Origin of the sequence: Thalassotalea sp. HSM 43 (genome assembly GCF_004752005.1) — a bacterium.
GTDB lineage: Bacteria > Pseudomonadota > Gammaproteobacteria > Enterobacterales > Alteromonadaceae > Thalassotalea_A.
Genome location: NZ_CP038493.1, coordinates 454,278 through 477,622 on the forward strand (window position 1 = coordinate 454,278; position 23,345 = coordinate 477,622).

22 protein-coding genes are annotated in these 23,345 nt (G+C 43.7%); 10 read left to right on the top strand and 12 right to left on the bottom strand.

What is annotated here, in order from left to right:
- Positions 1 to 42: 42 nt before the first annotated feature.
- On the bottom strand, positions 43 to 1,314 hold the full coding sequence (gene hemA / locus E2K93_RS02030; protein WP_135437484.1) for a glutamyl-tRNA reductase: 1,272 nt from the start codon (positions 1,312 to 1,314) through the stop codon (positions 43 to 45).
- A 180-nt stretch (positions 1,315 to 1,494) separates the two neighbouring features.
- Here hemA and lolB point away from each other — a divergent pair, with 180 nt between their 5' ends.
- The 6 genes from lolB to ychF all read left to right on the top strand — a co-directional run bounded on the left by lolB (position 1,495) and on the right by ychF (position 6,683).
- On the top strand, positions 1,495 to 2,160 hold the full coding sequence (gene lolB / locus E2K93_RS02035; protein ID WP_135437485.1) for a lipoprotein insertase outer membrane protein LolB: 666 nt from the start codon (positions 1,495 to 1,497) through the stop codon (positions 2,158 to 2,160).
- On the top strand, positions 2,160 to 3,008 hold the full coding sequence (ispE, locus tag E2K93_RS02040) for a 4-(cytidine 5'-diphospho)-2-C-methyl-D-erythritol kinase (RefSeq protein WP_135437486.1): 849 nt from the start codon (positions 2,160 to 2,162) through the stop codon (positions 3,006 to 3,008). Before lolB ends, ispE begins: the two co-directional genes overlap by 1 nt.
- 149 nt (positions 3,009 to 3,157) lie before the next feature.
- The gene (locus E2K93_RS02045) at positions 3,158 to 4,105 is read left to right on the top strand and encodes a ribose-phosphate pyrophosphokinase (RefSeq protein WP_135437487.1); all 948 of its coding nucleotides are present in this window, start codon (positions 3,158 to 3,160) and stop codon (positions 4,103 to 4,105) included.
- Between the two features lie 223 nt (positions 4,106 to 4,328).
- A complete protein-coding gene (locus E2K93_RS02050) occupies positions 4,329 to 4,967 on the top strand; it encodes a 50S ribosomal protein L25/general stress protein Ctc (protein ID WP_135437488.1) in 639 nt (212 codons plus the stop codon).
- Between the two features lie 14 nt (positions 4,968 to 4,981).
- The gene (gene pth, locus E2K93_RS02055) at positions 4,982 to 5,572 is read left to right on the top strand and encodes an aminoacyl-tRNA hydrolase (RefSeq protein ID WP_135437489.1); all 591 of its coding nucleotides are present in this window, start codon (positions 4,982 to 4,984) and stop codon (positions 5,570 to 5,572) included.
- 19 nt (positions 5,573 to 5,591) lie between these two features.
- Positions 5,592 to 6,683, top strand: coding sequence for a redox-regulated ATPase YchF (ychF, locus tag E2K93_RS02060; protein WP_135437490.1), 1,092 nt, complete (start codon positions 5,592 to 5,594; stop codon positions 6,681 to 6,683).
- A gap of 139 nt (positions 6,684 to 6,822) precedes the next feature.
- Here ychF and adhE read toward each other — a convergent pair whose 3' ends face one another.
- From adhE to truC, 5 genes are all read right to left on the bottom strand, one after another.
- Positions 6,823 to 9,495: a bifunctional acetaldehyde-CoA/alcohol dehydrogenase gene (adhE, locus tag E2K93_RS02065; RefSeq protein WP_135437491.1), complete on the bottom strand. Its 2,673-nt coding sequence runs from the start codon at positions 9,493 to 9,495 to the stop codon at positions 6,823 to 6,825.
- Between the two features lie 156 nt (positions 9,496 to 9,651).
- Positions 9,652 to 10,434 (bottom strand): DUF6174 domain-containing protein, encoded by a 783-nt coding sequence (locus tag E2K93_RS02070; RefSeq protein ID WP_135437492.1) that lies wholly within the window; start codon positions 10,432 to 10,434, stop codon positions 9,652 to 9,654.
- Between the two features lie 106 nt (positions 10,435 to 10,540).
- Positions 10,541 to 10,750, bottom strand: a complete 210-nt coding sequence (locus tag E2K93_RS02075; protein WP_135437493.1) for a cold-shock protein — start codon at positions 10,748 to 10,750, stop codon at positions 10,541 to 10,543.
- A 440-nt stretch (positions 10,751 to 11,190) separates the two neighbouring features.
- Positions 11,191 to 12,837, bottom strand: coding sequence for an AMP-binding protein (locus E2K93_RS02080; protein WP_135437494.1), 1,647 nt, complete (start codon positions 12,835 to 12,837; stop codon positions 11,191 to 11,193).
- A 117-nt stretch (positions 12,838 to 12,954) separates the two neighbouring features.
- Positions 12,955 to 13,743 carry a tRNA pseudouridine(65) synthase TruC gene (gene truC, locus E2K93_RS02085; protein WP_228445449.1) on the bottom strand — a complete coding sequence of 263 codons (789 nt, stop codon included), beginning with the start codon at positions 13,741 to 13,743 and terminating at the stop codon, positions 12,955 to 12,957.
- 102 nt (positions 13,744 to 13,845) lie between these two features.
- Between truC and E2K93_RS02090 the strand changes: the two genes are divergently transcribed.
- From E2K93_RS02090 to E2K93_RS02105, 4 genes are all read left to right on the top strand, one after another.
- A complete protein-coding gene (locus E2K93_RS02090) occupies positions 13,846 to 14,922 on the top strand; it encodes a DUF3549 family protein (protein ID WP_135437496.1) in 1,077 nt (358 codons plus the stop codon).
- Positions 14,923 to 14,957: 35 nt separating this feature from the next.
- Positions 14,958 to 15,263, top strand: a complete 306-nt coding sequence (locus E2K93_RS02095; RefSeq protein ID WP_135437497.1) for a DUF3301 domain-containing protein — start codon at positions 14,958 to 14,960, stop codon at positions 15,261 to 15,263.
- Between the two features lie 138 nt (positions 15,264 to 15,401).
- Positions 15,402 to 16,889 (top strand): glutamate-cysteine ligase family protein, encoded by a 1,488-nt coding sequence (locus tag E2K93_RS02100; RefSeq protein ID WP_135437498.1) that lies wholly within the window; start codon positions 15,402 to 15,404, stop codon positions 16,887 to 16,889.
- Positions 16,880 to 17,926 (top strand): succinylglutamate desuccinylase/aspartoacylase domain-containing protein, encoded by a 1,047-nt coding sequence (locus E2K93_RS02105; RefSeq protein ID WP_135437499.1) that lies wholly within the window; start codon positions 16,880 to 16,882, stop codon positions 17,924 to 17,926. Before E2K93_RS02100 ends, E2K93_RS02105 begins: the two co-directional genes overlap by 10 nt.
- Positions 17,927 to 18,006: 80 nt before the next feature.
- Here the strand turns inward: E2K93_RS02105 and E2K93_RS02110 are convergent, their stop codons facing one another.
- The 6 genes from E2K93_RS02110 to E2K93_RS02135 form a co-directional block, all read right to left on the bottom strand.
- Entirely contained in the window at positions 18,007 to 18,927 is a 921-nt protein-coding gene (locus E2K93_RS02110; protein ID WP_135437500.1) for a prenyltransferase, read from the bottom strand.
- 166 nt (positions 18,928 to 19,093) lie between these two features.
- A complete protein-coding gene (locus tag E2K93_RS02115; protein ID WP_135440384.1) occupies positions 19,094 to 19,525 on the bottom strand; it encodes a potassium channel family protein in 432 nt (143 codons plus the stop codon).
- Positions 19,526 to 19,568: 43 nt separating this feature from the next.
- Positions 19,569 to 21,044 (bottom strand): sensor histidine kinase, encoded by a 1,476-nt coding sequence (locus tag E2K93_RS02120; RefSeq protein ID WP_135437501.1) that lies wholly within the window; start codon positions 21,042 to 21,044, stop codon positions 19,569 to 19,571.
- Positions 21,041 to 21,760 (bottom strand): response regulator transcription factor, encoded by a 720-nt coding sequence (locus E2K93_RS02125; protein ID WP_135437502.1) that lies wholly within the window; start codon positions 21,758 to 21,760, stop codon positions 21,041 to 21,043. The genes E2K93_RS02120 and E2K93_RS02125 overlap by 4 nt, the downstream gene beginning before the upstream one ends.
- 43 nt (positions 21,761 to 21,803) lie before the next feature.
- A complete protein-coding gene (locus tag E2K93_RS02130) occupies positions 21,804 to 22,514 on the bottom strand; it encodes a spondin domain-containing protein (RefSeq protein ID WP_135437503.1) in 711 nt (236 codons plus the stop codon).
- Between the two features lie 12 nt (positions 22,515 to 22,526).
- Positions 22,527 to 23,234, bottom strand: coding sequence for a spondin domain-containing protein (locus E2K93_RS02135; RefSeq protein ID WP_135437504.1), 708 nt, complete (start codon positions 23,232 to 23,234; stop codon positions 22,527 to 22,529).
- Positions 23,235 to 23,345: the final 111 nt, after the last annotated feature.

A 23,345-nucleotide genomic window follows, 5' to 3' on the forward strand; every position in this document is an offset into this window, starting at 1 on the left:
CCAAAAGATTAAAATATTGTGAGATGTCTGCGTGGTTTAAATCTAGTTATCTTTCGAGTCTAAATCAAAAACGTCATGTAAATAGATAAGCTTGTCTAGCTCACCACCTTGTGCAGCCTGTTGAATAGCACGCGTTGGTGCGTGCATTAAATTATTGGTTAGTTTGGTCGCCAACTCCGCCATTACCGCCTGCGGATCTTTGTTATTGGCTAATTGTTGCTTGGCTTTTAATAACAGCTCGTCACGTCTGCCTAGGCACTGATTACGATAAGCAACCACCGAATTTTGCGTGTTTAAGCCACGCAACCACGCCATAAAGTCATCAGTACCGCTACCGACAATTTTTTCGGCATCAATTGCAGCCTTACGACGGTTTTCCATATTCTGTGCAACAATACCCTGTAAATCATCAACGGTATATAGGAAAACATCTTCTAGCTCCCCTACTTGCTCCTCAATGTCTCGAGGCACCGCAATATCGACCATAAATATCGGTCTATGGCGACGTTTTTCGAGGGCTTGTTCAATCATACCTTTACCGAGTATTGGCAAGGTCGAACCGGTTGAAGATATAACGATATCAGCATCACAGATGTGCTCTGGGATTTGCGCTAAGGTAATAACTTCGGCGCCAATTTCCCGTGCCAGGTTTTCAGCGCGAGCAACGGTACGGTTGGCAACGGTGATTTTACTGACTTGATTGTCATACAAGTGCTTAGCAACCAATTCGATGGTTTCACCCGCACCAATCAGTAATACTTTTGATTTTTTCAGGTTGGCAAATATGTGCTTGGCTAAATTTACCGCGGCAAACGCTACAGAAACCGCACTTGAGCCTATCTCGGTTTCTGTGCGCACTTCTTTTGCGACACCGAACGTGCGTTGAAATAAGCGTTCCATCACGACTTGCATAGAACCTGCGGCTTTAGCCTGTGAATAGGCTTGTTTCATCTGGCCCAGTATTTGTGGTTCACCTAAGATTAGGGAATCCAAACCACAAGCCACGCGCATCATATGATTAACGGCTTGACTGTCATGGTGCCAATATAAAGAAGGCGCAATCAGGTTTGATGATACCTTGTGGTATTGTTGTAACCAGTCAATGATTTGCTGTTGCACAACATCCATCGGTCGGTCTTGCACAAAATACAATTCCGTACGATTACAGGTCGATAAGATGGCAGCTTCTTTGCACTCTAAATCGTCTACCATCTGCTGCAAAGCATGAGTCAGATTGTCTGGGGTAAAGGCCACTTTTTCGCGCACCGATACCGGCGCGGTTTTATGGTTTATTCCGACAGCAAAAATGGACATATAATAACAACGAACCTGTATTGTTTTGTCTTTCTCAACATAAACGTTGAAAATTGCGACACTTGTATCAACAAACTAGTGAAAAAAATCTAATTAGCTGTTAATTTTACGAGATTCGGGCAAAGATGAAAAGACACCAGCCCAGATAACAATAACTTTTTTGAGGTTTTTAGCTGATTTATGACAGTTTCCCTGCTCCAGCACACACATCAAAATAATAAAACACGCAAGGCGACGCTATCTTTTGCGTCATTGCTACGGTTATTTTCCCTATTTATGGTCATTGCCCTTAGTGGTTGCCAAACCTTATATAGTGATAGCGAACTTTATCAAAACCAAAAGCTACGTGAACAAAGTCTTAGTGACGTTAATGACTGGCTTATTCGCGGAAAAATCGCATTTATTGCGCCGGATGAAAAACAAAGTGCTAATTTATATTGGCGCCGAATCGGTGAAAATCAGCAACTTAGATTGACCACCTTTTTAGGGGTTAACGTATTAAGTCTAGAATCTAAAGACGGTATGCACACCATCACGGTTGATGGCAACACCTATCAAGACCAAGATCTTGATTACTTGATACAAAGTGTCTCTGGTATCGCCTTGCCCGTCGCAGCGCTTAGTCAATGGTTAAAAGGTTTGCCATACAGTGAGTCCGACCAATTCCAATACAGCGATAGCACACAATTACCAAGCCAACTCAGTGCCGAAGTTAATGGTAAGCAATATCAGCTCGAGTATCAGAGCTATACCCTAGTCAATAACTTGCGACTGACCAACAAGCTCAGCATTGATTATAAAGACATGCGCATCAAATTAGCCATTAGTGAATGGGAGTTGCTTTGATGTCTGATGATTTTATCCGCTTTAGCAGCGTCGCTAAAATTAATCGGTTTTTGCATATTACCGGCCGTCGTCAGGATGGCTATCATGAATTGCAATCGGTATTCCAATTCCTCAATTTTGGTGATTTTCTCGAGTATAAAGTTAGCCAAACTGGAAACATAAATTTACTAACACCGATTGCTGGCGTCGATAATGACAGTAATTTAATTGTCAAAGCGGCTAACGCACTAAAGCCATTCGCCAGCGCCGACCTTGGTGTTGATATCAAACTAGAGAAAAACCTGCCGATGGGTGGCGGTTTGGGCGGTGGCTCGTCAAATGCGGCAACCACCTTGCTGGCATTAAATGCCTTGTGGAAACTTGGCCTTGACCAGCAAACCCTTATAAATATTGGTGTTAAACTCGGTGCTGATGTCCCAGTATTTATTAAAGGAGTGACTGCTTTTGCCGAAGGCATCGGTGAAAAGCTGCAACCATTTTACTGCGATCAACCTTGGTTTTTAGTCACCATACCTGGGGTTGAAATATCAACCGCAAGCGTGTTTACGCATAAAGATTTGCCACGCTCGACTGCAAAACATACTATAGAAGAGATTGATATCGATCAGTGTGTTAATGATTGCGAAGCACTGGTAAGAAAACTGTATCCTGAGGTTGAAAAGTTGATGGCTTGGTTGCTAGAATACGCGCCGTCAAGACTAACAGGTACTGGTGCTTGTATTTTCTCGACTTTTTCTGATAAAAAGTCAGCGGAACAATTACAAGCGAAATTACCAAAAGGGGTGAAATCCTTTGTTGCTCAAGGTCTGACACAGTCTCCCACACTGCACGAGTTACAGCAGTTGTAGGGAATTACCGACCACAAAGTTGGTACAGATGCTAACATTAAAGCTAGTTAGCAACGCAGCCTTGGTTTTGAAGACTGATAGACTGCAATAGCGGCTTCAAGGTTAAGTGTATTATGTTTAATGATGTCAAAGTTTCTGAGGAACTGACAGTGCCTGACATGAAAATTTTTGCGGGTAACGCCACCCCTGAACTGGCTAAAAAGATCGCCGATCGTTTATACATCAGCATTGGTGATGCGAAAGTAGGCAGCTTCAGCGATGGTGAAATCAGCGTTGAAATTACTGAGAACGTTCGTGGTTCTGACGTTTTTATAATCCAATCTACTTGTGCTCCAACTAACAATAACCTAATGGAATTGATCGTAATGGTCGATGCGTTACGTCGTGCATCTGCAGGCCGTATTACCGCTGTTATTCCTTACTTCGGTTATGCTCGTCAAGACCGTCGTGTACGCAGTGCGCGTGTGCCAATTACAGCGAAAGTGGTTGCTGACTTCTTATCGAGTGTTGGTGTTGACCGTGTACTTACAGTTGATTTGCACGCAGAACAAATTCAAGGTTTCTTCGACGTACCAGTAGATAATGTATTCGGCTCGCCAATCTTGCTTGAAGACATGTTAGGTAAAGAATTAGATAACCCAGTGATTGTCTCTCCAGACATTGGTGGTGTTGTACGTGCACGTGCCGTTGCCAAACTGTTAGACGATACTGACTTAGCCATCATCGACAAACGTCGTCCAAAAGCGAATGTATCGCAAGTTATGCATATCATTGGTGATGTTGAAGGTCGTGACTGTATTATCGTTGATGACATGATTGATACTGGCGGTACGCTTTGTAAAGCGGCTGAAGCACTAAAAGAACATGGTGCTCGTCGTGTATTTGCTTATGCAACTCACCCAGTATTCAGTGGCAATGCCGCAGAAAACATTCGCAATTCTGTTATTGATGAAATGGTGGTTACCGATTCAATTCCTTTATCAGATGAATTCAAGTCAATAGACAAGGTTCGTCAGCTGTCATTATCAGGCATGTTGTCAGAAGCCATTCGTCGCGTTAGCAACGAAGAGTCTATCTCGGCAATGTTTGAAGCGTAATAAGCTACAAATAATGACAAAAAAGTGCGCCTTATGGCGCACTTTTTGTTTGTTAATGGTGTGAAAAGTGTTATCATGCCGCGCCTTTTTATGGTAAGTGCCCGTTTTACTTGTACTTACCATAGCAGTTGAATCCATTTATATGTTTAAGGGGTTTAGCTACGGATTGTTTTTTGGTCGCGAAAAGCAATAAATTTTAATTTTTTATTTAAGAGATAATATCATGGATATTTTAAATCTAGATGCTGAAGTACGTACAGACTTGGGGAAAGGTGCGAGCCGCCGCCTACGTCATGCGAACAAAGTTCCAGCTATCGTTTACGGTACAGGTGCTGATGCAGTATCTATCACTCTAGCTCACAACAAAGTTTACCGTGCGCAAGAAGAAGAAGCTTTTTACTCACAAGTTCTTACTTTAAATGTTGACGGTAAGTCAGTTGATGTCGTACTAAAAGACATGCAACGTCACCCGTTCAAGCAGCAAATCATGCACTTGGACTTCTTGCGTGTTGACGCTAAGAAAGAACTTCACCAGCACGTTCCACTTCACTTCATCAACGAAGAAGAAGTAACTAAAGGTGGCGTTACTCTAGCTCACACTGCAAACGACATTGAAGTTGCTTGTTTGCCAGCAGACCTACCAGAGTTCATCGAAGTTGATTGTGCAGGCATGGAAGTTGGTCAAACTCTTCACTTGTCAGACATCACTCTTCCTAAAGGTGTGACTTCTGTAGAACTAGCTAAAGGCGAAGATCACGACCAAGCGGTTGTATCTGCGAACGCTCCTAAAGCCGCAAGCTCAGACAGCGAAGAAGCTGACGAAGCTGCTGCTGAAGGTGGTGAAGAAGCAGCTGAAGAATAATCGCGAGGGCAACCTTGACGACTAATATTCAGTTGGTTGTGGGCCTGGGTAATCCAGGCCCCGAATACTCTAGAACCCGCCATAATGCAGGTGTCTGGTTTGTTGAAGAACTTGCTAGACAATATAATATCTCCCTGTCTCCCGACAAAAAATATCATGGCATGTACGGCAAAGGCCTAATAGGCGATAACGTCGTTCACTTATTGATCCCGACAACATTTATGAATCGAAGTGGTAAGGCAGTCGCGCCTTTAGCCAACTTTTTCCGCATTCCTGTTGACAACATTTTGGTCGCTCACGACGAACTGGATCTTGATCCTGGCGTGGTGAAAATCAAACAAGGTGGCGGTCATGGTGGTCATAACGGTTTAAGAGACATCATCGCTTGCATGGCGAATCAAAAAGATTTCTATCGTCTTAGGGTTGGCATTGGTCACCCTGGACACAAAGATAGAGTCAGTGGTTATGTGTTGGGCAAAGCCCCACAAAACGAGCAGACTCTATTCGATCAATGTATAGATGAAGCAGCACGCTGCTTTGCAATCTGGGAACAGGACGGCTTGAAGAAAGCGCAAAACCGTCTACATTCCTTTAAAGCGCAATAACAGTACAGGATTATCAACCATGGGTTTTAAGTGTGGTATTGTTGGTTTACCTAATGTCGGTAAATCTACCCTTTTCAATGCATTAACCAAAGCGGGTATCGAGGCGGCAAACTTTCCGTTCTGTACCATCGAACCAAATACCGGTGTTGTACCTGTACCAGATCCACGTCTGGACAAAATTGCCAGTATTGTTAGCCCAGAACGTGTTATTGCCACGACCATGGAATTTGTTGATATCGCCGGTCTTGTTGCTGGTGCGTCGAAAGGTGAAGGCCTAGGTAACAAGTTTTTAGGTAACATTCGTGAAACAGATGCAATTGGTCATGTTGTTCGTTGTTTTGAAAACGAAAACATCGTGCACGTATCAGGTAAAGTTAATCCTAAAGAAGATATTGACGTTATCAATACTGAGTTAGCATTAGCCGATATGGAAGCGGCAGAGCGAGCATTAACGCGCCAAGCTAAAAAAGCCAAAGGCGGCGATAAAGACGCTAAATTTGAATTGCCTATTCTCGAAAAAATACTAGCTCACGTTGAAGAAGGCCACATGATCCGTTCGTTAGAATTAACGAAAGAAGAGATCGCTGCGGTTAAATACTTAAACTTCTTAACCCTCAAGCCAACCATGTACATTGCTAACGTTAATGACGATGGCTTTGAAGACAACCCTTACCTTGATCAAGTGCGTGAAATCGCCGAATCAGAAGGCGCTGTCGTGGTAGCTGTGTGTGCTGAAATTGAAGGCGAGCTGTCTGAAATGGACGAAGATGACCGTGAGATGTTTATGGAAGAGATGGGCTTAGAAGAGCCAGGTCTTAACCGTGTGATCAATTCAGGCTATGGTTTATTAAACCTGCAAACGTATTTTACCGCTGGTGTAAAAGAAGTACGTGCATGGACGTTTAAGCACAACTCGACCGCACCACAAGCTGCGGGCGTTATTCACACTGACTTTGAACGTGGCTTTATCCGTGCCGAAGTGGTTGGCTATGACGACTTTATTGACTGCAATGGTGAATCAGGCGCTAAAGAAGCCGGTAAATGGCGTTTAGAAGGTAAAGACTACCTTGTTAAAGATGGCGACGTTATTCACTTCCGCTTCAACGTTTAAAACGCGTTTAACACTCGTTTAACAGCATGTAAGCAACGCAAAAGTCACTGCTTTACAAACAGCAAAAAGCCCGTTTAAAACGGGCTTTTTTTATGCCATGAATATAGCTAAAACGTGACGCGTAAATCGTAACTGTTAACTACTTTTTCTTACCAGACGATTTTTTCGACTTCGCTTTTTTGTCATCATGGGGTTGTTCATCTTCTTCTACTTCGGTATACGGGTGACCATAGAATGAAGCAATTAACACATCTTTTAATTCACTGATCAACGGATAACGCGGGTTGGCCGAGGTACACTGATCATCAAATGCTTCAACCGACAACTCATCTATGCGGCCGATAAAGTCCGACTCTGAGACACCAGCGAGTTGAATCGATTTTGGAATATCTAGCTGCTCTTTCATCTCCTCCATCCAAGCTAATAAACGCTCGATTTTATCTGCGGTTTTATCGCCATCTTTGCTCAAGCCTAAATGATCGGCAACTTCAGCATAGCGACGACGCGCTTGCGGTCGAGAATACTGTGAAAACGCCGCTTGCTTGGTGGGATTATCCGTGGCGTTATAGCGCACCACATTGGATATCAATAAGGCGTTCGCCAAGCCGTGTGCTAAATGAAATTCAGCGCCGACTTTGTGCGCCATCGAATGACACACACCCAAGAAGGCATTAGCAAATGCGATACCGGCAATCGTCGCAGCATTATGCACTTTTTCTCGTGCGGTCGGATCATTAGCGCCATTTTGATACGCTGACGGCAAGTAATCTTTCAATAACCGCAAGGCTTGCAGCGCCTGACCATCAGAATATTCATTGGCTAGCACCGAGACATACGCTTCTAATGCGTGCGTAATGGCGTCATAACCGCCAAATGCGGTGAGGGACTTTGGCATATTCATTACTAAATTGGCGTCTACAATCGCCATATTTGGTGTTAACTCGTAATCAGCCAGAGGGTATTTGGCGCCGGTTTCATCATCGGTAACGACCGCAAACGGCGTCACTTCTGATCCCGTGCCTGATGTTGTGGTAATACACACTAATTCGGCTTTCGCGCCCATTTTAGGGAACTTGTAAATACGTTTGCGAATATCCATAAAGCGCATCGCCAATTCTTCAAAGGCGGTGTCTGGATGTTCGTACATGACCCACATGATTTTTGCTGCATCCATTGGTGAGCCACCACCAAGAGCGATGATCACATCAGGCTGGAAGCTTGTCATTGCGCGTGCGCCACGCTTGACAATGGATAATGTAGGATCGGCTTCTACGTCGGAGAATATATGAGATTCAATGCCAAGATCTTTCAATATCGCGGTAATATCGTCGGTGTAACCGTTATTAAACAGGAATTTATCGGTAACGATAAAGGCACGCTGCTTACCCGATAAGTCCGATAATGCTATCGGCAAACTGCCTCGACGAAAATAAATGGATTTAGGTAACTTATGCCACAACATATTTTCAGCCCTTTTGGCGACGGTCTTTTTGTTGATAAGGTGTTTAGGCCCTACGTTTTCAGAAATAGAATTACCACCCCAAGAACCACAGCCTAAGGTTAAACTCGGCGCGATGTTAAAGTTATAGAGATCGCCAATACCACCGTGTGAGGTAGGAATATTAACCAGAATACGCGCGGTTTTCATTTTATCGCCAAAATAATTAATGCGATCTTTATTTAAGTCTTGGTCAGTGTATATCGCCGATGTATGGCCAATACCGCCAAGCTCAACCATAACGCAGGCTTGGTCTACCGCATCTTTAAAACTTGATGCTTTAAATAAGCCCAAGGTTGGTGATAATTTTTCATGGGCAAAAGGGTCATCGAGACTAACGCGCTTACCTTCGCCAATTAAAATTTTGGTTTTTGCAGGTACCTTAATGCCCGCTAATTCGGCGATTTTCACCGCCGGTTGGCCAACAATAGCGGCGTTCAAGTTACCATCAATTAAAATGATGTCTCGAACTTTATCTGCTTCGGACTTACTCAGCACATAACCATCATGGGTAGCAAAACGCTCTTTCACCTGATCGTAGACGTCATCCATAACGATCACCGCTTGCTCTGAGGCGCATACCACGCCATTATCGAAGGTTTTCGACATCAGCACAGAGGCAACGGCCCGCTTGATATCTGCGGTTTCATCAATGACCACCGGCACATTACCCGCACCGACACCTATGGCGGGTTTGCCCGATGAATACGCTGCTTTAACCATGCCTGGACCACCGGTTGCCAAAATCAGGTTTATATCATCATGGGTCATAAGTGCGTTAGATAATTCAACCGACGGCACATCAATCCAACCAATGATATCTTTTGGCGCACCTGCGGCAACCGCTGCATCAAGCACAATTTTTGCCGCGTCATTGGTCGAAAACTTCGCTCTAGGGTGCGGTGAAAATACAATACCATTACGGGTTTTAAGGGAGATTAAGGCTTTAAAAATCGCCGTTGATGTTGGGTTGGTTGTTGGTACAATGCCACAGATCAAACCAACCGGCTCGGCAATTTCTATGGTGCCAAACTCTTCATTTTCCTCGAGAATGCCACAGGTTTTCTCATCTTTATATTTATTGTAAATAAATTCTGAAGCAAAATGATTTTTGATCACCTTATCTTCAATAATGCCCATACCAGATTCTTCAACGGCTTTTTGCGCTAGCGGGATACGAGCATTATTGGCTGCCAAAGATGCAGCACGAAATATTTCATCCACCTGCTCTTGACTGTAATTGGCAAACTTCTTTTGAGCTGCCTTTACACGGGCAACCATGGCATTGAGTTCATCGATATTGCTAACCGGCATGAGGCCTCCATGGGTTAATATTATTTGTCGACTTAAACAAAAGTGTTCTTTAAATATAATGAAAATTCATAAAACTGCCTGTTCATTTACCATGAAAATAAAAAAACCGGCTAAATGCCGGTTTCTTTAATTGATGATGTCATGCCCAAAGCCGCACTATAACGGCTCACTCTCTAAGTAAAACGTACCTATGGCATCACGTAAACCGCACGCCATGGATTTCGCGTCGATATCTAATACTTTACTTACATAGCCTGGTGCGGTGATGCTTATCTCACCGGTTAATGGTGCGTTTTCGCTGCTTTGTATAGACGCGTTATAGGCGCAACTGTCATCATTTAGTTGTGGTGAAACAAAGGTTTCAATCAAGGTGCCATAGTCTTTGTTGCGCAAACTGACCTCAGTCTCACAACTGAGAACTTTACCGCTATGTAAATCGATAACCCGCAGTCGATAGACAGGGCTTATTACCGGGTTGCATACATACACGCCATTATCCGGCATGGTCATATTGGTAATGGACAAACTGTATTCGTCATCAACTGCGTCTTCATAACGATCTACGTAGACATAGGTTGGGTAACCATAGGTCTCGTCGTACTCAATATCAATGGCATCGACGCTGCCAATTTCTTGTTCAAGAAAATCAAACAACTGATTAATTGATGCCAGCCAAGCACGTTGTTGGTCTGCATCAACGAATTGCAGACTTTCGTTGTTGTAGCGAATCACCTCACTACCGCGCTGCTCGACACTAAACGAGGTATTGCCAAAACAAAAGCAGCTTAAATCAATATCGAACGCGTATTGATCGATTTGTTGACTCTCCCACTTTTGTCGATTGTTTTTTAATTTAGATAGGTCTTGCGATTGGTCATCGCCGCCACAAGCCATAAGAGTCGTAGCTAAGATTGGTAGCATCCATTTTACCAGGGTCATTTTAATTCCTTTTAACTGTTGTTATTTTATTAGCCGCTAATAGCATGTTAAAAAAAACGGGTGATTAGCTGTGCTAATCACCCGTTTTCACAAATTAATCGAGTGATTAAAGTGGTTTAACGTTTTCCGCTTGAGGACCTTTTTGGCCTTGAGTTACTTCAAACTCAACCTGCTGACCATCAGTAAGAGTACGACGACCAGTACCTTGGATAGCGCGGAAGTGAACGAATACGTCTGGACCGCTTTCTTGAACGATAAAACCAAAACCTTTTTCGTCATTGAACCATTTTACTGAACCAGTTTTTACATCTGACATAATTTTTTCCTAAATATTTAAAAGTTTGTGGGTAAGCATTGTTGCCTGTCCCTATTGTAGCTTTGTAGATGTTACAGTTTTATGTCGAGATGGTGGTACGCGTGTACTTACTTAAACGATACTTTCTGAGTTAAATCAATTATCTAGTTATAAACCAGATAAGCATTTTGCGGTTAACTCTGATCGCTTAAGGTATAAATTTCGAAATAAAGGCGAAGCATTTGCAAAACTCGAACTTTACTATACGTCATTGTGTTGTCAATTCAAGCAATTTATTGAAATTTCATGATAATTTCACAATCGATGATTGCTCGCAATGTATTGATTTAACAGGGAAACAGAACAACTGTACAAATTTCAACCAACAAAAAAGGCGACCAAAAATCGCCTTTTTTTAAGCTAAAACAACGGAACATTTTATGTTCAATCAAAACAAGACACTAGTCTTCAACAACCACCTTATCTTGGCCTTTGGCAGGCAGTTTTGGTGTATATATCTCTTCAATCTGGGTACGCTTTAATTTCAATGTTGGCGTTAACAACTCATTTTCCGTGGTCCAGCCGTCTTTACATATGTATAGGTAATCTAGACGCTGATGAGATTCCAGTTCTTCATTAACCTCATTTAAGGTATCAATTAATGATTGCTTCACGCTGCCGTGATTGATATCAATGCCTTCCGATAAAACCACCAACGCAAGCGGTTGTGGACGACCGTAGCCAATGACGCAGACTTGCTCAATTTGCACATTTTTAGCCAGCATACGTTCGATAGGAACGGGCACCACATATTTACCTTTTGCGGTCTTAAATTGCTCTTTTATGCGGCCGATAATTTGAAAAGCACCATCCTCGGTCATCTTGCCTTTATCGCCAGTTCGGAACCAACCATCAACAAAAGACTCTTGTGTCGCCTTGCTGTTTCGATAGTATTCTTTGGTCACGGCATCACCGCGAATCAACACTTCGCCATCATCTGACAACGACATTTCAACGCATTGCGCCGGACGACCTATGGTGCCCAGTAATTTGCGCTCAAAAGGCAGGTTGCCACAGGAGAAACCTGATGTTTCGGTCATTCCCCAGCCTTCGCCAATAGGCATGCCAATTTTATAGAACCATTCCAGTACGGCGACCGATATCGGCGCCGAGCCGCTGGCAAACACGCGACATTGGTCTAAGCCCAACTGGCTGCGGATTTTCTTCGCCACCATATTGCCAATAAATGGCATTGCCAACAGGAAATTAAGTTTTGTCGGTGGCAGTTTAGCCAATATTTGTGATTGGAACTTAGTCCATAGACGAGGTACTGAGACAAAAAACGTTGGTCGACAATATTTTACGTTTTCAATAAAGGTATCCAACGACTCAACAAAATAAACCGCAAAGCCTTTTTCTATTGCCGTCATCTCAATCACACAGCGTTCGGTGATATGCGCTAAAGGCAAATATGACACCACACGATCATCTTTATTGGCATTAATAACTTTAATCGTTCCTTGCCCTGCAGAGGCTAGGTTTTTGTAACTTATTACCGCACCTTTTGGTGCACCGGTTGTGCCCGATGTGTAAACTATCGACATGGTGTCTTCAATATCGGCTTGGTGCAATTCTGCCAATGGCTGATGCTCTTGTAAAATGGCATCGACGTCAAAATCACAATCGACACCATTGTTGTAGCACTCACCAAATGAAATGGTATGACACTCTTCCGCTTTGGCCGCTTTTACTGCTTTTGCATCATCTAAAGGACCAATAAACAAGGCTCGCATATCAGAATGCTCAGCCACATAGGTAATGGTGCTCGCACCTGCCGTCGCGTAGATTGGCACGCTGATCATGCCAGCCATCATAATAGCCAAATCAGCAATAAACCACTGAGCGCAGTTTTTCGACAAAATGCCGATGCGATCGCCCTTTTGGTACCCTTGAGCATGTAAAAAGGTGGCGATTATGCGGGCTTGTCGCTCGGTTTCGGCGAAGCTGAATTCACGATATTCGCCTTTGACAGGTTGATGCAAAAATATTTGCTGTGGACGCTCTTGAGCGTGGCCAAGAAAATGACTTAACGGCGTTTGATATTGCATATTAGGTTCGTTTATTGTGAGTTATGAATTTAGTATATGGAAAAATAACTCAATAACAAAGACTTAATTTGTTCTGCAAAAGACTATCGAAGGCCGCAATGCGACACGTATATCGCCTTAAAAGAAAGACAGCCAGTCCAGTTCAACAAAAAGTTTTCGCCATTGCTCATCAAGTGGTGCTTCAATCGTCACTAACTGCTTACTGTGTGGGTGCTCAAACGACAATACTTTGGCATGCAACATCAGGCGGTTAATGGCAAAATGCTCACGAAAAAATGGGTTTTGTTTGTTATCGCCATAGTTGATATCGCCAATGATGGGATGTCGAAGGTGAGCTAGGTGGCGACGAATTTGATGACGTCTGCCAGTATGCGGGCTTAATTCAAGCAAAGAATATCGCACACTAGGGTACTTGCCTACAGCAATATCTAAGGTTGCAGTGGCTAATCGACGAAAGTCTGTTTGTGCCTGTTTTTCCGCCGCCTCTGCATTGGCGTACTTATCGCCAATCTTATCCAGCTTCTCTTTCAACGGATAATCGATATGACCACTTTGCGGCGCATGACCTCGACTTACGGCGAGATATTGCTTGTCCATTTTCTTGTCCATGAACGCCTGCCCCATTAAACGGGCGGTCTGTTGATCAAGTGCAAACAGCAACACCCCAGAAGTCGGCCGGTCTAAGCGATGCAATGGATATACGTATTGGCCAACCAAATCACGTACCAACTGTAAGGCAAAGTATTTTTGGTCACGGTCCAGGTAGGAGCGATGCACGAATAAGCCGCTCGGTTTATTAACGGCCACCAGATATTCATCCTGATAGAGGATATCGAGTTTTGGTGCATCTTCGTCTACCGCTTGGTTTTGCTCATCAAGCTGTTGTTTATCAAATAGGTCGGTCATTCGCTTATCAAGTGGTTCTTTGCTGTTATTTATACAGGGCATTTATTATAATGCGCGGCATTGAAATTAAAAACGTAAACTTTGATTATCCTGTAGGGCTGTATGAGCGAACAATCATCCACCAAAAAAGACACCATTGATACCATTTCTGAATTATTGCAATTAAGTGGCTGCCAATATCGAATCTATGATTTGGGTCGCAAAGTCAGCAAAATGAGTAAGCAAGACTTTGAAAAAGTGGAACAAGCGATGCAACCCTATCCGTTCCCAATACAGGGTCATGCCATGTTTGCCTTGGTGTTTTGGCAAAAAGCGCAAACCACACCATACATTTGGTTTGTGAAATTACCGCTGGATGAACGTGGTTTATTAAATCAAGGTTCCCGAAATCATTATTTAGCCATCATTCTCGATGCCTTGGGCAAGGATCTAACGCAAGATCCAAGTGAAAAACAGGAAGAGTTGTTACAGGCTAACCCTTACAACTTTACCCCAACACAATACAAGCTTGCTTCGCTTAATGCGGTGGTGAAGCGCGACTTAAAACAGAGTGCCTCGCAATATTATGAACATTGTCAGTTGTACATGTCTGGCAAACTTGGTTTTGCAGAATGGCAAGGTGTTGCGGTACAAGGCATATGTGATTTTGCCGCTCGTATTAACGACAATAACAACAGCCAATTGCTTATCAATGCGTTAAACAAATTGCCAAGCGAGGTGCTTACACCGTTATGCTCGGCATTAGAAAACCAGCAATTTGATATTCATTTATTACAGGCCTTTATCGAACAAGCCAATAACGAGCTAGACCGCAGTGACGTCAATGTACAACGTCTTGCCGATTTGCTCAGAGCAGTGAGTGATCATAACCAACACCCACAAGTAATCGCTTTAGCGCAACGTATTTTAGCTGCCGATGTCAGTAATGATTTGAATTTATTGTTAACCTTTACCGGCAAAGCCTGGGGTCTACTCGCGGACAACGAGCGTTTATTGCAGTATCTGGAAAACGTCAGCAGCCATCTCGAACAAGATGTATTTTCAGCTGTTTTTCAAGACCTTGTTGCAATCCCAACAATTCGCCCATATGTATTACAATGTCTGCGTTCGCCACAACGCAGTGACAATTTGGTTAACGCTATCGGTGCCATTTTTGCCGCCGTTCAAAATAAGAAATAACCCATTTTAATGGCAACAAAAGAGTAACGCATCACATGGTATTGTCTGACATTTATTTACTTCTAGGCCTGTTCTTACTGGTTTGGTACATTTGGTTTAGTCGAGAAATCGCCGAAATAGCGCGCAATAAATGTCAACAATACTGCGAGCAACATGGCTTGCAGTTTATCAGTATTGCTCGTACCAAAACCCGCATTCGTTTCTCAAAACGCCAAGGTTTGTACATTCACGCTGAATACTTATTTGAGTTCAGCGGTGACGGTGAAAGCGCTTATGCAGGTACGTTAATCATGCACAGCAAAAAAGTCGCCGCTTTTGACCTGCCACCATACAAAGTCTGATCAGCCGCTGTTATCCCTCTAATTAGCACAACTAGCGCTGGTTTATTTGCAAGTAAACTGCTGTTAACTTGATGTTAATCAATATTTAGACGCATAATTATTGGCAAGCTAAAGTCTGTAAAACAGCGAGGGCTTGCTATGGGACAAAATGTACCTAACACCACTTTTCAACGCCAGGATTTTGAACAATTCAGGCTCGAGCTGTATCGTCAACTGGATCAATTAAAAGACATTCTGGCTACGCCAAACTTTGGCCAACAACGTCATAAACTTGGCGCAGAGCTTGAGCTGTACTTAATTGATGAAAACGCTCAGGCGAGTCCAAGTAATCAAGCGGTATTGCAAAAACTGTCTGATCCGCAATGCCAATATGAATTGAATCAATATAATTTAGAGATCAATTTATCGGCATTCGATCTCGATAAAACCCCTCTGTTTCACCTAAAAGATGAGTTACAACAAAAGCTCGCCAATCTTGCCGAGGTCAATAAGCAGCTCGGTATCAGCGCCTTGCCTATCGGTATATTACCAACCTTAAATGACAGCGACTTATGTGCTCAATGGATGACACCTTTGGGTCGCTACCATTGCTTATCTCGACAATTGATGAGCCAACGCGGTAGCGACTTTCACATTAAAATTAATGGTGATGAGCCATTAGATATGCGCTTAGCCGATATAAGTGCAGAAGGTGCCAATACCTCATTACAAATTCATTTGATGACATCACCAGAGCGTTTTACCCGAGTGTTTAATGCGGCGCAATTAACCCTGCCGTTAGTTACCGCAATCAGTGCCAACTCGCCGACATTTTTAGGGCGACAATTGTGGGATGAAACCCGCATCGCCTTATTTAAGCAGTCCATTGATGTACGTCATAACAATGCCTTATTACCAAACGAGCCGGCTCGAGTCAGTTACGGTTACGGTTGGCTGCGCAACAATGTTTGGGATCTATTTGCTGAAGCGGTCGCCTTATACCCGCCGATTATTCCTCTGCGCGACGCCTCTGAACCGATAAATGGTTCACCACAGCATTTACCTAAATTAGCTGAGCTTGGTTTGCATATGGGCACGCTTTGGCCATGGCATAGACCGGTTTATGATCATCATAATAACGGTCATATGCGCATTGAATTTCGCGCCATCGCCTCCGGCCCTACGGTGGATGATATGCTCGCCAATGCCGCCTTAGCGATTGGTTTAGCAGAAGGCTTGGCTGATGATGTCGATGAGATTATTGCCCTAATGCCATTTAAATACGCCGAACATAATTTCTATCGTGCCGCACAATTTGGGCTTGATGCGAAAATATTATGGCCGTTACATCACAAGTATCAATTGCAAACCGTGTCGATTGAACAGGTTATCGAGTCGATGTTAACCACGGCACGTAAAGGACTAAGACGTATTGGTATTAGCGCCGATGAAAGCAATTATTTTATGTCCATTATCGAGCAACGTTTAGATAGCGGGTTAACCGGTGCTCGATGGCAACGACAAACGTTGCAGCACTATCGACAAACAATGAGTAACGATGCGGCATTAAAGGCGATGGTATTGGCTTATCAACGCAACTATCAAAGTGGCAACAACTTGTGCCAGTGGGAGCGACCATGGCAATAGACTTTAATGAGCTTTGCTATCTAAAAGATCCTGACATAGACGCGCTAAAATCCGACTATGAACAGTTTTTATTGAGCCTATATGCGCCAACGATAATTGATGTTTCAGGCAAAGACCAACAGCGCACTCGCGTCATCACAACGCTTATTCATGGCAATGAACCGTCTGGCCTTATTGCCACACACCGTTACCTAACCAATTTAAAGGCCAGCGAACGACCAACAACCAATTTGCGATTTATTATCTGCAGTATTGAAGCAGCAAGCGCGACGCCAAATTTTAGCCATCGTTATTTGGCAGACGGCTTGGATCTAAATCGCTGTTTTGGCAATAGCACCGAGACTAGCGGTTATTATCATCGTGCCAACCTTATCGATAAGGCGATACGGCAAGTAAACCCTGAATTGGTGGTGGACTTACATAACACCTCAGGCTTTAGCCCAGCGTTTGCCGTGTCCATTATGAAAAACGAAATGGCATTATCACTTACCGCAGTATTTTGTCACTCATTGGTTTTATCACAAATTCGTTTAGGTGCATTAATGGAGCAAGACTTTGGTTGTGAAGCCATCACCATTGAATGCGGTGGCAGTAAAGACAGTCAATCCCATGAAGTGGCCTATCTGGGTTTGTTAAAACTCGCCAATATCGACGATTTAAGTCAACAGCACCTACAAAATAATGTCACCACCTACTTAAACCCTATGCGTTTACAGGTCAATGGCGATATCGAATTAAATTATGCGCAACACGACCTTGGCTTACCTGGAGTGACCTTGTGTGAGCACATTGAGCAGCACAATTTTGGGCAAATATTTCCCGAACAAATGTTAGGTTGGCTCGACAATAACGGGCTGGAAAATTTACGACTGCTGGATGCCAACGGAGTCAACGTGGTTGATAAGTATTTTCAATTACGCGGCAACCAATTATTACCCAAAACATCCATTCACTTGTTCATGGCAACCAGAAATGAACGTATCGCTCGCAACGATTGCTTGTTCTATTTGGTTACCCATGACAACCAATTAGCCTAAACTTCAGAGATGTTAGAAGCCGCAATAAAATCAGCGAGTAATAACCAGCGATAAACAGGCAGATAGGCTGACAGAAATGCTCAAACAGACGGCTTGGCCAACAACAAGCAAATCGCCAACATTAACGGCGTGACATTGGCAACCACCACATTTAAGCCTAAGGCTTTATCTAATGCCTGAGTATTAGAGCGTTCAATCACATAGCGGCGCAAATGACGCAGACATTCAACACCTGCTAGCAATGGTAACAAGGCAAGCAAGGTCATCCTTGGTAGCCACAGTTGGCGTGTTGCCCAGCAAATAAGGACGGCAACGAGAGCAATGAACAGCGCATAGATAATTACCGCGTTTTTAACCCCAAAAGCAATCACCGCATGATGACGACCAAAGCGTTTATCAACACTGGCATCAGGAATTTGATTAACTAATAATAGATTTGAGACCAGTAACGCGGTGACTATTGCGACAACCATACTGGCCGCATTAAGTTGTTGCGTTAAAGCCCAAAAGGAGCCGCCCACCATCAGCAAACCAAAACCAATGCCCGGTGCCAGCAAGCACATTACCGGCAATTTATTAATGTATTTGGTATAGCTAATGATAATAATGAGCCCAAATAGCCCAGGTATCAGTAATTGCCAGCCCAAGATGATAACGAAATACAAACCAATGGCGGCGCACAAAGTTAAACTAAACATCGCTAATTTAAAAACAGCTGGTGCGGCGTCAGGACAGGCAGGTAAGGCACCACTACCACCGCTAAATGGCGTGCGCTCGGTATGTAAGTCGAGGCCGGATTGAAAGTCTTGATATTCATTTAAGGTATTGACACTGATATGAGCAGCAAGAGCTGCAAGTAATACCAAGGCTAGGTGCACAAAGTGGACTTCGATTTGCAGCCAATAGCTAACAGCGTATGCCAGCAGCACACAAAACAAGGTGAGTGTTAAAAATGCAGGTCTGCAGGATTGCCATACGGCATAGATAATAGGTTGTCGCATGTGCAGTAAATAACCTTAATTAAAATCCCTAATTTAAGAGCTAAATTTAAGAGCTAAATTTAAGACCTAAATTTAAGACCTAAATTTAAGACCTAAATTTACAAACTTTTAGGTCAAGACTCAGCTATCAAGGCGCAGCTAAATTGGCGACGAACAATCATCGATACTACTCTGACTCAGTTTGCCAATAACGCTGCATCTCCAAAAACAAAAAGGATGCTGTCCAAGTAATCAATAATAGACCGGTTAACGATTCTACACCGGTATAAAATCGAATCGCCCCATGAGGTTCGATATCACCAAAACCGACGGTACTAAATGTGGTAAAAGAAAAGTAAGTGCAGTCGAGCAAACTGCCATTGAAGTTGCCTTTTAGCGTACCAAAGGCCTCATCTTGCATCATAAAATAATAACCCAAGGCAAAGATCCATACTTGTACGCAATGAGCGAGCAGCGCTCCAACGACGCCAACAACAATTTGATATTTATTTTTATAGTGCAAATAAGGCAATCGGCGAGATAACGACCTAAGTGCCTCGTAATGTAAGAGGACGCAAGTAGCAACAACCACAGTCGTCACCAGTGACAGTACGATCATCAATTCTAACTCGTTGATTTAGGTACATATAAGGATGGCTTTTTTATAACGGTTTGGCAAGGGTTAAAACAAAACGGCTGCCCTTACCCAGCTCACTATACACCTTGATATCTATGCTCAACAACTTCAATAATCGTTTACTAATTGCCAGCCCTAAGCCGTTATGTTTGTGCTCATTATCAATGGCATTACTGGCTCGATAACGAGGTTCAAAAATATAGGCGATTTCTTCTTTTTTGATGCCTGTCCCGGTATCGATAACCGATACTTGCACATCATTACCTAGATCTTCGACGTCAATACTGATGGTCCCTCCAGCAAAGCTGTGTCGTAATGAGTTTTCAAGCAAATTGGTGAGAATGCGGTCCAACTTACCTATGTCGCTATACACAGATAACTGGCATCGTGGTGGCTCGATATGAATAGCAACGTTGTGCTTTTCCGCCTGCAAATGAAATTTAGCGGCAATGTCATACAACAACTCACCTATATTGAAGCTTTCCCAGTCCAGTGACACCTGACCGGTATCAAGATGAGCGAGTTCGAATATTTGGTCAATAAGCATATTGAGCTGCTTACTGTTGCGTAACACAATAGCCATGTATTCTTGGCGTTTGTCATCGGTTAATTGCTTATCTCGAATCGCCAATGTCTCAATATAGCCTTGCATCGCCGTTAGCGGCGTGCGCAAATCGTGGGATAAATGCGACAATAACTCACGCCGTTGTTGATCATTGGCGGTGAGTTCTCGCAATTGATGATCAATTTTTTGCACCAATAACCTAAACTGACAGCCCAATTGTTGGATCTCGTTGTCGCTATCGCTTTGCCAATAACGCAGATCTATTTGCGAGCTGTCAAATGAAGCGGCAATGAGTTGGTCAATATCTCGATTCAAACGACGTATTGGGCTGGTGACAAACCAAAACAAGCCGAGCATCAACAACAGCAAAAACAGTAACGCGCTAATGCTTAATACTAAATAGTCGGTAAACTTGCGCTGGCTTCGGTCTGAATTGAAAATATTGTCATAGCGCTGCCCAGCGACAATGACATACAAATAGCCCTGCAGTTCAGCACCATTAAATACCGGTGCCGCAGAAAAGATTTTTTTTCTTGATACGTGTCGAGGATCGTCACCAAGGATCGGTAAAGGTGCTTGATTTTTGGTGAGGTTAAGCAAGGGTTGTAAATCAATTGTTTGTCGTTTTATCAACGAATCATCGGCGGAGTGGATAACAATATTGCCGCCTTTGTCGACAAAATAAAATTCAAACGCTGGCCCTAAAACCATTTGCGTATGAAACAGGTTAGTTAACGCTTGTTTGTCGTAGATACCTTGTTGCAATAACGGGTTGTCACGAGCAAGATTAGCGGCAAGTGAAACATGTAAACGCTGTTGAGCTTCAAGTCGAAATTGTTGACCGGCACGCTCTGACCAAAGATAAAAAACACTGGCTACGGCAATAAACACCAAGCAAAGCGCCAGGCTCAATCTTTGATACAGTGATAATGTCATGCACTAACGCCTTGTCGATTAAATTTATAACCAACCCCCCAAACAGTCTGCACGATTTGTGGGTTGTTGATATCTTTCTCTAATTTATTACGCAAACGATTAATGTGAGAATTTACCGTATGCTCATAACCGGAGTGGTGGTATCCCCAAACGGAGCTCAGTAACTGTGAACGTGAAAACACTTGATCAGGGTGCGACGCTAGATACAGCAACAAATCAAATTCTGTCGATGTTAAATCCAAGCGTTGCCCTGCTAAGGTCGTTTTATGAGTTAGCTGATTAATGTGTAAGTCGCCAAGTTGTAATTGCGACTCTACTGGCGCTTGCTGTTGACAAAATCCAGCAAGAAGATGCACACGACGCAGCTGAGTGCGGACCCTAGCTTGTAACTCTCGTACACTAAACGGCTTGGTCATAAAGTCATCGGCGCCAAGTTCTAACCCTAATACGCGGTCCGTTTCGCTGCTTTTCGAGGTTAAAATCATAATCGCCTGCTCAGGCTTTTTGTCTCGCAATTGCCGACAAATATCAAGCCCAGACAACTTGGGTAACATCACATCAAGGATCACCAACTGGTAATCGTTAGCCAAAGCCCTGTCCAAGCCCTCTTGTCCACAACGTTGGTGTTCAACATCGATAGCGAGCTCGTGCAGTTGCATGGTCACCAGCTCAGCTAAATCATCGTCATCTTCTACTACCAGTACAGTATCTGTCATATGCGGCTCCTACCAAATGGCGAAGCCGCATAACAGCTGCTCGCTACTCAGTACGTGTGATGGTTACTCTCAACGTTGGGTTATCAAACCTGTGATCGAATGTTAATGCAGATGCCATCAAGCCATCATCCATGGTGACAACACCCGGGTGCATAGCAACGAAGTCGACGTCGTCACGAATCGCATTATAACCTTCTCCACCGCCAGCGGGTCCTGGAATGCTAGCGGCGGTTTCACTGTTTGCTTCTGTTCCTGCATCATATGAACCGCTAACTAAGGAAATACTTTCACCAACTTCAAGATCAGCGATCATTAAGCCGTTAACACCGGCAAAGGCATCATTGGTATTCACCAGCATGGTAGCCAATGAAATCTTTTGCGGTAACAAGGCGCTGGTGGTGATAGTTATCTGTTGATTCATACCAGGCATTAACATGCCCTCCCCGGCAGCACTGACGCTCACCACATCTAAATCCATGATCATGGCACCATCACCACTTTCGGCTAAGTTTTCCAATGCCATACTGGCACTCTCACCTAGCGTCCATAATTGACCTTCATCGTGCAACACTACGGCCACTGGCGACATAGGTTGCGCGTAAGTTAAGTTGACCACATCTACCTGGTAACTGAAATTCGGGATGTTGGTTGAGACAGCTGAGACGCTGTCATCACCGCTATCACCACCACAAGCGGTGAGTAATAATCCTGAACTGATCGCCAGAGCGGCTAGTTTGTTTATTTTAAAATTCATCACAACCTCCCATTACTTAACAACAACGGTTACTTTCGCAACCGGGTTAAGCCAGCGATGCACCGTGTAATCAAGATCACTTTTACCACCTTCGGCGTCACCATCCCCCATATTGCCGCGATGAATATGTACATAGGTGTTTTCTTCACTCATGGTGACACCCGTACCGCCAGTACCCGCAGCGCCACCTGGTGCGGCAGGAATACCCGGAGTACCAGGTGCACCACCACCGTTAACGATTTCATCGTTGGCTTCAGTGCCCGCATCATAAGCGTTTAAAGTAAATGTATAGGTTCCTGGTTCACTTGGAATCATCCAACTGTCTAAACCGACAAAACCATCGTTACTTGGTAAAATCATCGCCGCTAATGACAAGTAGTCATTACCTTCTGAGGTCGACATCATCGCCATCGCCGACATGCCTGGAGCTAATAAACCGGCAGCAGGGTTTTCAGCCACATCAGCGCCGATATTTGCGAGGACACTGGAAAGGCCAGAAATATCACCACCCTCAGCCATTGCTTGTAATTCAGCACTGGCCATGGTGCCCGTTTCAAAGACGTGTGCGTCACCACTATGAGCGGCTACGATAATTGGCGTGTAATAAATGCCTTGCGTCGCATTGGTTATGGTCACTTCTATTTCAGCAGCTTGTGCCGTCATCGATAAAGTAGACATGGTGGCAATGGCAATTAGTTTATTTGGGCTTACGAAATTCATTTTGCTTCCTCTTTGATTTACTAAGTTTTTTGTAATTTTCAAAATCAGTATGCAAAGCAAAGCTGTCAAATCGCTCACGAAATTATCACAAATTTATCACAAGAAACTGGC